A 12,480-nucleotide genomic window follows, 5' to 3' on the forward strand; every position below is an offset into this window, starting at 1 on the left:
GGTCGGGGACGGGCGGCTCCGGGGCGGCCTGGGTGGGGGTGGTGGGGTACTGCTCCGCCCATTTGTCCAGGAGTCGCTGATAGGCCTGGCGGCGCGGGGGGCGTGGCTCGGAGCGGCCGGCCTCCCAGTTCTTCACCGTCTGCGTCGTGGTCTGCAGTACCTGCGCCAGCCGGGCCTGGGTGATCCCGGCCGCCTCGCGCAGTCGCGCGCGCTCGGCGGGGTCGGGCATCTCCGGTTCTCCCGCGAGCAGGGCGTCCACGGCCGCGAACAGCTCTTCTTCCGTCGGCATGCTCCACCTCCACCGCGACCCTACCACGGATTGAACCTTGAATTTGCGGTGTACTTATCCTCGGATTTGGCTTTCCGGTGCGGGAGTCGAGGTGGGCTAGAGGAACGCTCGGGGCGTGGGCGGGAGGGGGAAGCGGGTGGGCATGCTGGCGGTGGTCGGCGGATGGTCGGTGGCGGCTCTCGGAAGTTTTCCTGGATGCCGGTCACATTTTCTGCTTGCGGTTCGTCAGTGCAGTGAAAGCGCAGCGGCCGTTCGGTACCGGCCGCCTATGGATTTCTGGAGGATCCCATGTCTGCTCGTATGCCCAACCCCGCCATCGCCGCCGGTCCCGACGTCATCCCGGCGCTGCTTTCCGTGGCCGGTGCGGTGAAGAACACGGGTGTGCCGGAGACCACGATCAACCTGGTCTACCTGCGCGCCAGCCAGATCAACGGTTCCAGCTGGAACGTGAACAAGCACTCCGCCGACCTGAAGGCGGCCGGTGAGAGCGACGAGCGGATCAGCACGGTCGCCGCCTGGCGCGAGACGCCGTTCTTCACCCCCGAGGAGCGGGCCGCGCTCGGTCTCGCCGAGGCCGCGACCCGGCTCAGCGACCGCGTGGACGCGGTGTCGGACGAGGTCTGGGCCGAGGCCGCGAAGTACTACAACGAGCAGCAGCTCGCCGGGATCCTGCTCGCGACGGGTCTGAGCAACCTGTGGCACCGCCTGATCCCCACCACCCGCCAGCCCGCGCAGCCGGTGGCCGGCTGACGGACCGCCATGCACGGTGCGGGCGCCGGGTGTCCGACGGCGCCGCACCGTCGGACACCCGCCGCGTCCGCCACGGGCGGGGCGTGCGGCCGGGGGCGGGACGGAGTCGGCGCCGTTTCACCGCCCGGGTTCCGCGGCGTCCGGGGAGGGCGCCGACGGGCCGGCCCGCCACGCCAGCGCACGGTCGACCAGCGGCCCGGCCGCACCGGTGTAGGCGGCCGGGTCCAGCAGCTCCGCCAGCTCCGTGCGGGTGAACACGCCCTTCATGCGCGGGTGTTCGGCGAGGACATCGGCCAGGGGACGTGACTGCTCCGCCGCCCGCAGGGACGCCTCGGTCAGCAGCTCCTTGGCCGCGGGCACCCCGAGGCGGGGCGCGAGGACCGCGCTGAGGCGCTCGGAGACGATCTGCCCGCCGGTCGCCTCGGCGTTGGCGCGCATCCGCCCGGGATGGACCGTGAGCCCCCGGGCCAGTTCGACGGCGGTGTGCGTGGCGCCGCCGGTCAGCCGCAGGCACTCGCGCAGCGGCAGCCACTCCGCGTGCCACACGCCCGCCGAGCGTTCGTCCTCGGTGACGAGGCACTGGGCGAGGACGGAGGCGAGGGCGGGTACCTGGAGGGCGGCCGAGCGGATCAGCGTCGCCAGGACGGGATTGCGCTTGTGCGGCATCGCCGACGACGCGCCCCGTCCGGCCACCGCGGGCTCGGCGGCCTCGCCGACCTCGGTGCGGGTCAGTACCTGCACGTCCGCTGCGATCTTGCCGAGCGCGCCCGTGGTGTGGGCGAGGGCCGCGCCGAGGTCGGTGAGGGGCGTGCGCAGCGCGTGCCAGGGCAGTACGGGCACGGCGAGGCCGGTCTCGTCCGCGAAGGCGGCGACCAGGTCGTCGAGTACGGCCTCGTGGGCGGCGTCCTGCCCCGCGTACTGGAGGTAGCCGGCCAGTGTTCCGGCGGCACCGCCCAGCGAGACGGGCAGGCCATGGTCCGCGACGTGCCGCAGACGCTCGGCCGACTGAAGGACGAGGTGCCGCCAGCCGGCCGCCTTGAGCCCGAAGGTGGTGGGCACGGCGTGGAGGGTGAGGGTGCGGCCCGCCATCACGGTGTCGCGGTGACCGGCGGCGAGGCGGGCCAGTGCCTCGGCCACCTCCTGGAGGTCGGCCGCCATCAGCCGCAGCGACCGTGCGGCCACCAGCATCGCGCCGGTGTCGAAGACGTCCTGGCTGGTGGAGCCGCGGTGCACGTACTCGGCGGCCCGGGGCGACCGCTCGGCCACCACCGCCCGCAGCGCCTTGACCAGGCCGACGACCGGGTTCGCGGTCTCGCGGGCGGCGAGCGCCAGTTCGCGCAGGTCCAGGTGGTCCGCGCGGGCCGCGGCCGTGATCGCCTCGGCCGCCTCCGGGGGGACCGTTCCGCAGCGCGCCTGGGCGCGGGCCAGGGCCGCCTCCGCGTCGAGCATCGCCTGCAGCCAGGCGAGGTCGCTCACCGCCGCCTCGACGGGCGTGCCCGCCCGGACGGGGGAGAGCAGACCGGCGTCCGGGGGGCACGGGGGCGTTCCGCGGCCGGGCAGGGGGGCCTGTGTCGTCGTCATGCCGCCGTGGGCCTCGCGGAGGAGGGCCGGGGGGCGGCCGGGAGGGCCTGGGCGCCCGTGGCGGGGGCCGGTGACGGGGAGGCCGCGGGCGCGGTGGCAGCGTCTCCTGCGGCGGCGGCCCGTGCCGTGGCGGTGGCCGCGGCCGGTGACGGGGCGGCGGCCCGTGCCGTGGCGGTGGCCGCGGCCGGTGACGGGGCGGCGGGACGGGTCGTCGCGGTGGCCGGTGACGCGGCGGAGGCCCGTGCCGTGGCGGCAGCCGGTGACGGGGCGCCGGCCCGTGTCGTCGCGGTGGCCGGTGACGGGGAGACAGAGAGGGCTCGGGTCGGGGTGGATGCCGTCGGGTGGGGGAGGGCCAGGACGGCCGCCGCGATGGCGTCGGAGTCCTCCAGCGTGACCGAGCCGACGCCCGGCCTGATCCCCGCCGCGGTGACCCAGTGCACCGACTCGGTGGGCACCCCGTAGGCGAAGCGCCGCGGGTGCGGCACACCCCGGGCGTCCACCAGGTGGTAGGGCCGTCCGTGCACGGCGAGGCCGCCGGTCTCGTAGTCCTGTCCGTCGGCGCCGGGGATGCGGTAGGGGCGGCACTGCCCGGTGCGCAGCAGCTGGTTCATCAACGGGTCCGCGGTGCGGCGCAGGTCGATCTCGGGCAGCCGGGACTCGATCAGCGTGGTGGCCCGCACCCGGACGTCCGGTATCCGGCTCGTCGCGATGAAGCAGGGGCCGTCCACGTCGTGGACGCCGGCGTCCACGCGCAGGCCCGGGCCGGTGACCTCGAGGATGCCGGCGTCCATGAGCGCGGCCATCTCCTCGATGCGCGAGGCGGGCGGGCCGATCGACAGGTAGGCGTTGAGCGGAGTGTACCAGCGGTCCAGTTCGTCGCGGTGGGAGGCGGCGTCGAGCCCGGCGTGGTCGACGGCGAGCCGCACCTCGTTGCGCAGGTCGCGCAGCACGTCCAGAGCGGCCTTGAGCGGGCCGCTGACGTTGCCGTGGCGGGCCTCGCGCACGTCGTCGTCCAGGTGTCCGCGCAACCAGCCGCGGAAGGCGGCCAGGTCGTCGAAGACGCGGTTGCCGTAGGGGCGGGCGATGCGGTCCCAGTCCCAGCGGTCGGCCGCGGCGATGCCCGCCTCCTCCAGGAGGGCCTCCTCGTCCGGGCCCGGCGCGATGCGCAGGTACCGCGCGGCGAACCGGGCCACCGCGCGGGGCTCCTCGCCACGGGCGGCCAGCAGGGTCTCGTAGTAGACGCTCTGCACCTCCCGCGCGATCAGCGGCCACAGGTCGGTGCCGAAGCGGATCGGGCGCGGGCGGGCGGCGGGGGCGCGCAGGGCGGCGACGTGCTCGGCCGTGAGCAGCCGGGGCATGTACCGGCCGTGGGCGCCCTTCTCGTTCTCGCCGCGCGCGTGGTAGGGCACGCCGCGCCGCGAACCGGCGTACAGGCGTGGCTCGCGGCCCGAGGGGCGGTAGACCAGCCGGCCGTCCCGGCGCTCGAAGGTGCCGCCCCGGCCGTGCGTGAACAGCGCCATGTAGTCGAAGAAGTTCAGGCCGAGGCCGCGCAGCAGCACCTTCTCGCCCGGCGCGACGCCGGACAGGTCGGTGTCCGCCGGGTTGGCCGGGGGGAAGTAGGTCAGGCCGTGCCGGTTCGCGAAGGCGGTCAGCTCCTGCTCGGTGGCGGTGAGCCGGGCCGGTACGTGTCCCTGGGCCAGGACCACCCCGTGGAGTCCGGTCAGCCGGGTGCCGTCCTCCAGCACCACGGTCTGCGGTCCCGCCCCGCCGGGCTCGCCGTCGTGCAGGGCGACGGCCCGCGCGCGGTGCACGCGCACCGTCATGTGCGCGGGCGCGTTCGCGGTGACCTGCTGGAACACCCACATCAGATACTGGCCGTACAGGGCACGGGTGGGGTACGTGTCCGGCCCCAGGTCCCGCGCCTCGGCGAGGGTTTCGTCGTCGTGGGCCAGGCCCGGACCGGGGGTGAGCGCGCTGGGACCGATGGCCTTGGCCCACTGGTACAGGCTCGGCCCCTCCTCCAGCGGCCCGTCGATGCCGACGCTGGCGTCGGTGTACACCGTGACCTGTGAGGCGACGGTGTTCATCAGCAGGTGCCGGGACTGCGAGGGCCGCCACACCTGACCCGAGCCCGCGGGGGCGGGGTCGACGACGTGCACGGTGAGGCCGTCCCAGCGCGGGGACTTGCGTTCGTGCGCGCACAGCCGCTCCAGTACGGACAGGCCGCGCGGGCCGGCGCCGACGAGGCAGACGGCCATGTGTCCGCCGCTCACCGGGCTGCTCCGTCCGGCCCGGAGTACGTCGAGCCGGCGCGGTCACCTTCGTGTGTACCGTTCACAGCGCCTCCCTTTCCCCGCCACCGTCGGCCGTGGCCCTCAACCAGGGCTCGGATCCCGCTGGAAGGCCGCTGCATCCCGCCCCACCGGCACCGGTGCCCGGGGCCCGTCTGTCACATCGGAGGGGCGCCGTGCGTCAAGGTGGTGAGGGAACAACCGGGAGGACTGGGCATGAACGAGCGTGAGTGGCTGGCGGAGCAGTTCGAGGAGAGCCGGGGGCACCTGCGGGCGGTCGCCTACCGCATGCTCGGCTCGCTGACCGAGGCGGACGACGCCGTGCAGGAGGCGTGGCTGCGCCTGAACAGGTCCTACGAGAGCGACATCGAGAACCTGCGCGGCTGGCTGACCACCGTGGTGGGCCGGGTCTGCCTGGACATGCTGAAGTCGCGCCGCATCCGCCGCGAGGACCCCTTCGAGGTGATGGTGCACGCGCCGAGCACCACCGTCGAGGACGACGGCGACCCCGAGCAGCAGGCGCTGCTGGCCGACTCGGTCGGGCTGGCGCTGCTGGTGGTGCTGGAGGCGCTGGACCCCGCTGAGCGGCTGGCGTTCGTCCTGCACGACATGTTCGGCGTGCCCTTCGACGAGATCGCGACGATCGTGGACCGCACCCCGGCCGCGGCCCGGCAGCTCGCGAGCCGTGCCCGGCGCCGGGTCCGCGGCGGCACCCCGGCCACGGACCCCGACCTGGGGCGGCGGCGCGAGGTGGTCGAGGCGTTCCTGTCCGCGGCGCGCGGCGGCAACTTCGAGGCGCTGCTGTCCGTGCTCGACCCGGGCGTCGTGGCGCGCTCCGACGGCCAACCGGGTGTCCGCGGCGCCCTGGCCGTGGCCAAGGGGGCGTCCACCTTCGCGCAGATCGCCGAGGTCGCGCAGATGGCGCTCATCAACGGCTCGCCGGGCGTCATCGCCGCGCACGCCGGCGAGGGCTTCCGGGCCATGACGTTCGACATCGAGGACGGGCGGATCACCGAGATCGACGTCATCACCGACCCCGATCAGCTGCGCACGCTGGAGCTGGCCCTGCTCGACGGCTGAGCGGGTGCACCGCCCCCGTAACCGCCAGACCCCACTGGTGCACCGGACTCGGACCGTCGCACCAGTGGGGTTCGAGTGGAGTGCCGTCTAATCGCCGCGCAGCGGTGTTCCGCCCGACGGCGGATCACGTCCCCATGCGAGGAGGCCAAGGCGTGGCACACGACGAAATGATGGGTGGGGGTTCTCCGGCCGCGGCGGTCGGCGTGCCGGCTCCCGCCCCGCACGCTCCATCGGGCAAGGAGCCGCCGACCGCACCGGGGGTGCCCGGGGAGCACGGTCGTGCGGCTCGCCTGGACTCGCTGACCGGACTCCGCTTCGGTGCGGCGCTCCTGGTCTTCCTCAACCATGTGGGGCTGCCCTTCCCCCACCTGCGCCTGCTGGAGTCGGAGTCGGCGACGTCGAAGCTGTTCGACGTGACGGCGAACGCCGGTGCGCTCGGTGTGACCTTCTTCTTCGTGCTCAGTGGCTTCGTGCTGACCTGGTCGGCGCGGGAGAAGGACACCGCGCCGAGGTTCTGGCGCCGCCGACTGGTGAAGATCTACCCGAACTACGTCATCACCTGGGCGCTGGCCCTGATCCTGTTCGCCTCCGCGTACACCTCGACCGGGATCTCCGTGGCCAACCTGTTCATGGTGCACGTGTGGGTGCCGGACTTCGAGGTCTACTCCAGCGTGAACCAGCCGAGCTGGTCGCTGGGATGCGAGGCGTTCTTCTACGCGTGCTTCCCCTACCTGCACAGCCTCTTCCAGCGCATCCGGGCCGACCGGCTGAAGTACTGGATCACGGGTACGGCTGCCGCGGCCATCGCCACCCCGCTGGCCGCCTACGTCTTCATCGCGGACCGGCCGTACTTCCCGGGGTCCGCGATCGGTGCGAACGTCTCCGCGGAGCAGTACTGGTTCGCCTACATGATGCCGGCGACGCGCATCCTCGACTTCGTGCTCGGCATGCTCGTCGCGCAGGCCGTGATCCGCGGCCGCTGGTTCAACATCGGCATGGTCTGGTCGGGGCTGCTCCTGGCCGGGAGTTACGTGCTCTGCTCCTACGTGCCGTTCCTGTACTCGCAGCGCTCGGTGACCCTCATCCCGATCGTCCTCCTCATCGCGGCCGCCGCCACCGCGGACATCCGGGGCAGCGCCAGCATCTTCCGCAGCAGGACGATGATCTGGCTGGGAGAGATCTCCTTCGCCTTCTACCTGATCCACTTCATCGTGCTCACCTATGTGCGCAAGGAGGTGGACGGGTACTTCTCGGTCGCCGAGTCCACCGGCCTCGTACTGCTGTCGCTGGCGATCAGCGTGCTCGCGTCGTGGGCGCTGTACGCGCTGGTGGAGCGGCCGATCACCCGGCGGTTCTCCTCGTCGCGGCGCGCCCGGCGTGCGGTGGCGACCTGAGCCCGCCCACCGCGTCACCGCGGTGGCCCGGCCTGCCCTCGCGGGATCCGGGCCACCGCGGCCCGGGTCACCAGGCCTGGCCGGCCACCTGGCGTGTGGTGGCATTGAGCCGGTTGAAGAAGTTGGCCACGCCGATCATCACGACGATGGCGGCGAGGCCCTTCTCGTCGTAGTGGCGGGCGGCCTCGTCCCAGACGGCGTCCGGCACCGCGTCCACGCGGTCGGCGAGCCGCGTCGCGTTCTCGGCCAGGGCCAGCGCCGCCCGCTCGGCGTCGGTGAAGAAGGGCGCCTCGCGCCAGGCGGCCACTGTCGCGAGCCGCTCGTCGCTCTCCCCGGCCTTGCGCGCGCTGCGGGAGGCCGCGTCGACGCAGGCGCTGCAGCCGTTGATCTGGCTGACGCGCAGGTGGACGAGTTCCAGCGTGAGCTGCGGGACGCCGCCCTGCCGGGTCGCCTTCATCAACGCGCCGATGCCCTGCATGACGTCGGGGAGGACTCCGGCCGGGTTGGTCATCCGTGCTTCCATGATCGATCTCTGCCTTTGGTGAGTGCGGACAGGACATGCGGTACGCGGTGGGCGGCCGTGCGGGTGCTAGGCGCGCGCTTCGTCGTGCCGTACGAGGGGCCAGTCGACGGCGACGCGGGCCGTCCTGGCGACATAGGTGGTGAGGATGTTGAGGGCGACATGGGCGACGACCTCGGTGATCTGTCCGCCGGTGAGGCCGCTGCCGCGGGCGGCGGCCAGTTCCGTGTCGGTCAGTGCTCCCTGACGGCGTACCAGGGAGCGGCTGAGGGAGAGCGCCGCCGCGGTGACGGGGTCCTCGGCCTCTCCCTCACGGGCTCGGCGCGTCTGGTCCCGGCTCAGCCCCAGCAGCCTGGTGCCGGTGTAGGTGTGCCAGGACAGGCAGTAGTCGCAGCCGTGCTCCTGCGCCACCAGCAGCGCGATGCTCTCCCGAACGGGTGCGGGGACCTCTCCCGCTCCCAGGGCACGCCGCAGGTCCAGGAATCCTCTGAGGGCCGCGGGGCTGTTCGCCATCGCCTTGGCGAGGTTCGGCGTCAGGCCCAGCGCCTGCTGGGTGGCGTCGAGCAGGGCCGCCGCCTCACCGCTGGCGTTCTCCGGCTGGACGAGGGGAAGTCCGCTCACGGTGCGGGTCTCGCTTCCTGGGTCTGGAGCATCGCGTCGCGCGGTGGTCCGCCGCGTCCCGGCGGACGGGGCGGGTCACCAGGGCAGCGGGCCCTCGTTCTTGAAGAACTGCGCGTTGGGGCCGTCGGCGTCCAGGGTCGCCAGGCGTACGGCGATCCGGGCGCCCTCGGCGGCCGTGATGAAGCCCATGCCGTTGTTGATGTCGGTGATGCAGTAGCCGGGGTCACAGGCGTTGACCTTGATCGGGGTGCCCCACAGCTCCTTGGCGTAGGTCACGGTGATCATGTTGAGCGCGGCCTTCGACGAGTTGTACGGCATGTTGTTCAGCGGCCACAGCGGGCTGTCCTCGACCATCACCTGGGTCTTGGAGGCGAGTTCGCTGGACTGGTTGACGATGCGGGCGGCCGGTGCCTTGCGCAGCAGCGGCAGCATCGCGTTGGTCACCGCGACCACGCCGAACACGTTGGTCTCGTAGACCCGGCGCATCGTCTCCGTCGTGGTGGCGCTGGGCTGGCCCAGCGGCGGCGGGACGGTGACGCCGGCGTTGTTCACCAGGATGTCGAGCCTGCCGTACTCGCCCTCGATCCACCGGGCGGCGGCCTCGATGCTGTCCGGGTCGGTCACGTCGAGCTGGACGTACGGCTGGCCGAGCTGCTCCCCCGCCTCCTTGCCGCGCTGCTCGTCGCGCGCGCCGATGACGACGGTGATGCCCAGTTCGCCGAGCTGGCGCGCTACCTCGAATCCGATTCCCTTGTTTGCTCCCGTGACGAGAGCGATCTTGTCAGTCATTCCTGCCTCTCCACTGGTGCATCCGGAAGGTGGCCCTTCGGCCTGCTACCAGCGTGGGCGCGGCCGTTCATAGGTACGCCATGCGATCGCTATAGGTGCCGTCCGGTTGCCCGGCGCGGTGCCAGGAGGGAACTGCGACAGTCATGACGGTGCGTTTCGCGATCCTCGGGCCGGTGGAGATGTCGGTGGCGGGGCGCCCGCTCACAGGGACCGCGCCCCGCCACCGGGCGGTGTTGGCCTATCTGCTGCTGCACTCCCGGACCGTGCTCGGCATGGAGCAGCTCATCGACGCGATGTGGGGGCCGACGCCCCCGGACACGGCGCGGGCGCAGATCCACGCGGCGATCGCTGCCCTCCGACGGGTGCTGCGCACCGGGGGCGCGGCGGACCTGCTGGAGACCCGTCCGGCCGGGTACGTGATCACTCCGCCGGCCGGGCAGCTGGACCTGGCGGAGTTCACCGAACAGCTCGGCGCGGTGCGCGACACGGACGATGCCGCCGCCGCGGCGGCGCGGATCCGGGCGGCGCTGTCCCTGTGGCGGGGCCGGCCGCTGGCGGACGTGAGAGCCGACTACGCCGACGGAGCGCGGGCCCGGCTCGAGGAGCGGCGGCTGACCGCCTACGAGCAACTGGCCGAGCTTGAGCTGTCGTTGGGCCGGCACGAGCAGCTCGTCGACGAACTGGCCGCACTGGTGGCCGCGCATCCGCTGCGGGAGCGGCTGTCCGGCCGGCTGATGCTCGCCCTGCACCGGGCGGGCCGGCAGGCCGACGCCCTCGCGGTCGCCCGCGGGCTGCGCCGGGCGCTCGCCGAGCAGCAGGGACTGGACCCCGGCCGCGCCTTCCTCGCGTTGGAGCAGGCCGTCCTGCACGACGACCCCGCCCTGGCGGGCCCGGTACGGACGGCATCGAGACCGGCGTCGGCCGCCTCCGGCTTCTTCGTGCCCGGCTCCGTGCCCGCGGCCCCGCGTGCGCCGCGACCGCGGCAGGCGAACTTCCTGCCGTACGACTCACCGGACTTCTCCGGGCGCGCCGCCGAGCTGGAGCGGCTGCTGGCCGACCGGTCCGGCGCGGGCGAGGCCGTGACGGTGTCGGTGATCGACGGCATGCCGGGGGTCGGCAAGACGGCCCTCGCCGTGCACGCCGGGCACCGGCTCGCCGAGCGGTACCCGGACGGGCAGCTCTTCGTCGATCTGCAGGCGCACACGGCCGGTCAGGCGCCCATGGACGCGGGCGGCGCGCTGGGGGTGCTGCTGCGCCAGCTCGGGGTCCCCGCCGAGCGGATCCCGGTGACCGCGGCGGAGCGGGCGGCGCTGTGGCGGGCCGAACTGGCCGGCCGCCGGGTCCTGGTGGTCCTCGACAACGTGGCCGACACCCGCCACGTACGGCCCTTCCTGCCGGGGGCGACCCGCAGCCTGCTGCTGGTCACCAGCCGTCGGCGGCTGACCGGCCTGGACGGGGCGGCGTGTCTGTCACTGGATCCGCTGCCGGCGGCGGACGCGATCGAGCTGTTCTCCAGGATCGTCGGGGAGCGGGTGGACGCGGAGCCGCTGGCCGCGCTGGACATCCTGCACCTGTGCGGCTTCCTGCCGCTCGCGGTGCGCATCGCCGCGGCCCGGCTGCATCACCGGCCGCAGTGGAGCGCGGCGCATCTGGCCGACCGGCTGCGCGACCAGCGTCGCCGGCTCGCCGAGCTGTCCACGTCCGAGCGGGGCGTCGCGGCCGCGTTCGCCATGTCGTACCAGCAGTTGTGCCCCGACCGGCGCCGCATGTTCCGGCTGCTGGGGTTGCATCCCGGGCCCGACGTCGACGCCCGCGCGGCGGCGGCGCTGGCGGGGGTGGCGCCCGAGGAGGCCGAGCGGCTGCTGGAGGACCTGCTGGACGCGCACATGCTGCGCCAGCACGAGGCGGACCGCTACGCGTTCCACGATCTGCTGCGCCAGTACGCGCACACCCTCGCGCAGGACGAGGAGTCCCCCGCCGCGCTGCGGGCCGCGCTGAGCCGGCTCTTCGACCACTATGTCGCCGGGGCGTCGGCCGCCGTCGCGCTGCTGTTCCCCGGCGGCCGACGCGACGCTCCCGGCCCTCGGGCCGTCACGGCCGGTTCCGCGCGCGTCGCGGTGCCGGTGCCGTTGCGCGACGCGCGGGAGGCGGAGGCGTGGCTGGACGCCGAACGCGCCGGTCTCGTCGCGGCCGGGGTGCACATGGCCGAGCACGGGTGGCCGGTCCACGCGGCCCGCCTGGCGTCCGTCCTGCACCGCTACCTGTACGACCGGGCGTTCCACGCCGACGCGCGGGCGCTGGGCGAGCAGGCGCTGCGGGCCAGCCTGCGCAGCGGCGACCGCGCCGCACAGGGGCGGTTCCTGACCGATCTGGCGTGGCTGTCCTGGCGTCAGGGCTGCGACGAGCAGGCGGCCCGGTACGCCGCGCGGGCGACCCGGCTGGGCCGGCAGACCGGTGACCTGCTCGGGGAGGCCCGGGCGCGGGACTGTCTGGGCCATCTGTTCCTGCGCGGCCACGACCAGGAGCAGGCCCGCCGGTGCTTCCTGACGGCGCTGCAGCTCTTCCACGCCGTCGACGACCGGCACGGTGAGGCCCGCGGTCAGACCGGGCTCGGGCTGGTGGACGAACGCCTGGGCCGCTACGAGGCCGCCCAGGGCCATCACCGCCGGGCGCTGGAGCTGTACCGGGAGCTGGGCGACGCGTGCGGCGAGGCCGTGGCGCTGGTGGGCCTGGGGGCGGTGCACGGTCAGCAGGGGCGGCTCGGGAAGGCGCACGGTCTGGCGCTGCGGGCGGTACGGGTGCAGCGTTCGCTGGGCAACCGGGGGTACGAGACGGAGGCGCTGAACGCCTTGGGGGAGGCCACCCTCGCGCTGGGCGCGCCCCGGCAGGCGGCGGAGCAGCACGAGGCGGCGCTCGCCCTGGCGAGAGAGGTGGGGTTCCGTCCCGAGCAGGTACGGGCCTTCCACGGGCTGGCACGCGCCCACGACGCACTCGGCCGCCCCGACCTGGCCCGGGGCTACGCCCGCCGGGCCTTGTCGCTGTCCACGGTCCCGGAGCTGCCGGGGGGTGAGCGGGCGGTGGGCGAGCGCGCAGGGGGCGAGCGGGCGGGGGCGACGGCGCGTCTGCCGGCCGCCGGCACGGCGGGGTGAGCGGGGGGGGCGGGTT

General features: G+C 74.0%; 10 protein-coding genes. 4 read left to right on the plus strand and 6 right to left on the minus strand.

Annotated elements, in window-relative coordinates; translation table 11 throughout:
- A partial coding sequence (locus tag KUM32_RS00420) for a DNA-binding transcriptional regulator (protein WP_217139691.1) occupies positions 1–289 on the minus strand: 289 nt, incomplete at its 3' end.
- Between the two features lie 288 nt (positions 290–577).
- On the opposite strand from KUM32_RS00420, the gene KUM32_RS00425 reads away from it, so the two are divergent.
- Positions 578–1,039 carry a carboxymuconolactone decarboxylase family protein gene (locus KUM32_RS00425; RefSeq protein ID WP_254404834.1) on the plus strand — a complete coding sequence of 154 codons (462 nt, stop codon included), beginning with the start codon at positions 578–580 and terminating at the stop codon, positions 1,037–1,039.
- 117 nt (positions 1,040–1,156) lie between these two features.
- Here the strand turns inward: KUM32_RS00425 and pcaB are convergent, their stop codons facing one another.
- Both pcaB and KUM32_RS00435 read right to left on the minus strand, forming a co-directional pair.
- Positions 1,157–2,620 (minus strand): 3-carboxy-cis,cis-muconate cycloisomerase, encoded by a 1,464-nt coding sequence (gene pcaB / locus KUM32_RS00430; protein WP_217139692.1) that lies wholly within the window; start codon positions 2,618–2,620, stop codon positions 1,157–1,159.
- Entirely contained in the window at positions 2,617–4,893 is a 2,277-nt protein-coding gene (locus KUM32_RS00435; RefSeq protein ID WP_308408558.1) for an FAD/NAD(P)-binding protein, read from the minus strand. Before KUM32_RS00435 ends, pcaB begins: the two co-directional genes overlap by 4 nt.
- A 234-nt stretch (positions 4,894–5,127) precedes the next feature.
- Between KUM32_RS00435 and KUM32_RS00440 the strand changes: the two genes are divergently transcribed.
- Positions 5,128–5,991 (plus strand): sigma-70 family RNA polymerase sigma factor, encoded by an 864-nt coding sequence (locus KUM32_RS00440; RefSeq protein WP_217139693.1) that lies wholly within the window; start codon positions 5,128–5,130, stop codon positions 5,989–5,991.
- Positions 5,992–6,143: 152 nt separating this feature from the next.
- Positions 6,144–7,385 carry an acyltransferase gene (locus KUM32_RS00445; protein WP_308408559.1) on the plus strand — a complete coding sequence of 414 codons (1,242 nt, stop codon included), beginning with the start codon at positions 6,144–6,146 and terminating at the stop codon, positions 7,383–7,385.
- A 67-nt stretch (positions 7,386–7,452) separates the two neighbouring features.
- Here KUM32_RS00445 and KUM32_RS00450 read toward each other — a convergent pair whose 3' ends face one another.
- The 3 genes from KUM32_RS00450 to KUM32_RS00460 form a co-directional block, all read right to left on the minus strand.
- Positions 7,453–7,896: a carboxymuconolactone decarboxylase family protein gene (locus tag KUM32_RS00450; protein WP_254404835.1), complete on the minus strand. Its 444-nt coding sequence runs from the start codon at positions 7,894–7,896 to the stop codon at positions 7,453–7,455.
- A 78-nt stretch (positions 7,897–7,974) separates the two neighbouring features.
- Positions 7,975–8,526, minus strand: a complete 552-nt coding sequence (locus KUM32_RS00455) for a carboxymuconolactone decarboxylase family protein (RefSeq protein ID WP_217139695.1) — start codon at positions 8,524–8,526, stop codon at positions 7,975–7,977.
- Between the two features lie 75 nt (positions 8,527–8,601).
- On the minus strand, positions 8,602–9,315 hold the full coding sequence (locus KUM32_RS00460) for an SDR family oxidoreductase (protein ID WP_217139696.1): 714 nt from the start codon (positions 9,313–9,315) through the stop codon (positions 8,602–8,604).
- A gap of 143 nt (positions 9,316–9,458) precedes the next feature.
- Between KUM32_RS00460 and KUM32_RS00465 the strand changes: the two genes are divergently transcribed.
- Complete coding sequence (locus tag KUM32_RS00465) at positions 9,459–12,464, plus strand: BTAD domain-containing putative transcriptional regulator (protein ID WP_217139697.1); 3,006 nt, start codon at positions 9,459–9,461, stop codon at positions 12,462–12,464.
- Positions 12,465–12,480: the final 16 nt, after the last annotated feature.

The sequence above is a fragment of the Streptomyces sp. AC627_RSS907 genome, from assembly GCF_019049165.1.

Excerpts from the sequence above, each read along its gene's own strand:
- pcaB (WP_217139692.1), bottom strand. The coding sequence starts at position 2,620 with ATGACGACGACACAGGCCCCCCTGCCCGGCCGCGGAACGCCCCCGTGC.
- KUM32_RS00460 (WP_217139696.1), bottom strand. The coding sequence starts at position 9,315 with ATGACTGACAAGATCGCTCTCGTCACGGGAGCAAACAAGGGAATCGGA.
- KUM32_RS00450 (WP_254404835.1), bottom strand. The coding sequence starts at position 7,896 with ATGACCAACCCGGCCGGAGTCCTCCCCGACGTCATGCAGGGCATCGGC.
- KUM32_RS00425 (WP_254404834.1), top strand. The coding sequence starts at position 578 with ATGTCTGCTCGTATGCCCAACCCCGCCATCGCCGCCGGTCCCGACGTC.
- KUM32_RS00440 (WP_217139693.1), top strand. The coding sequence starts at position 5,128 with ATGAACGAGCGTGAGTGGCTGGCGGAGCAGTTCGAGGAGAGCCGGGGG.
- KUM32_RS00465 (WP_217139697.1), top strand. The coding sequence starts at position 9,459 with ATGACGGTGCGTTTCGCGATCCTCGGGCCGGTGGAGATGTCGGTGGCG.